Raw genomic sequence first — 1,079 nt, 5'->3', positions numbered from 1 at the left:
CGGGTGGTGTCCGGGTGGAACGAGACGGCTCGTGCGGTGGAGAGCGGGTCGCTGGCGGAGTTGTTCGAGGCTCAGGTGGTGCGTTCGCCGGGTGCGGTCGCGGTTGTTGGCGCGGATCGTGAGTGGTCGTATGCCGAGGTGGACGCGGCGGCGGATCGGGTGGCGCGGGCGCTGGCGGGTCGTGGTGTGGGGCGTGGTGATCTGGTCGGGGTGCTGCTGGAGCGGTCGCCGGAGCTGGTGGCGGTGCTGCTGGGTGTGGCGAAGGCGGGAGCCGGTTTCGTACCGGTCGACCCGGCCTATCCGGTCGAGCGGATCGGGTACATGCTCCGGGACTCCTCCCCGGCCCTCGTCGTCTGCTCGGACAGCACGGCGCGGACGGTTCCTTCGGATGTGCCGCGGTGGGTCTTCGACGGTCTCGACAGCCTCGGCGGCGTGGCCGATCACCCCGGCCGGCCGGTCCCGGCCGCGAGGACCGGCCTGGACGACACGGCGTATGTGATCTACACATCCGGTTCCACGGGCCGGCCCAAGGGGGTGGTGGTCACCCACCGGGGCATCGGGAACCTGGTGGCGGCCCAGATCGCGGCCCTGGACGTCGGAGCGGAGTCCCGGGTCCTGCAACTGTCGTCACTGAGCTTCGACGCCTCCGTGTGGGAGCTGTGCATGGCGCTGCTGTCGGGAGCCGCCCTCGTGGTGCCCGATACGGGGAGCCTGCCGCCGCACGGGTCGCTGGAGGAGACGGCCGAGCGGTTCGGCGTGACCCATGTGACGGTGCCGCCCTCGGTGCTCGCGCCGGTGGGTGAGCTGCCGGCGAGTGTGTCGACGCTGGTCGTGGCGGGTGAGGTGTGCCCGCCGTCGCTGGTCGAGCGGTGGTCGCGGGGCCGCGGACTGGTCAATGCCTACGGTCCGACGGAGGTGACGGTCTGCGCCTCGATGACCGGGGCGCTCTCCCCGGCGGGCGACGAGAGCCCGGTCCCGATCGGTGGTCCGCTTCCCAACACCCGGGCGTATGTCCTGGACGGTTTCCTCCAGCCGGTTCCGGTGGGGGTCGCGGGGGAGCTGTACGTATCGGGTCCGGG

The 1,079-nt window shown here is 72.1% G+C and carries 1 protein-coding gene; it reads left to right on the top strand.

Going from position 1 to position 1,079, the window contains the following annotated elements:
• Positions 1-1,079 (top strand): AMP-binding protein (locus ABT122_RS33575; RefSeq protein WP_351559988.1); only part of this gene is annotated, 1,079 nt, incomplete at both ends.

This window comes from Streptomyces sp. NPDC001985 (assembly GCF_040296845.1).
Taxonomy (GTDB): Bacteria; Actinomycetota; Actinomycetes; order Streptomycetales; family Streptomycetaceae; genus Streptomyces.
Note: the sequence above shows the minus strand (reverse complement) of the source record. Positions and strands in the feature narration are given on the sequence as shown.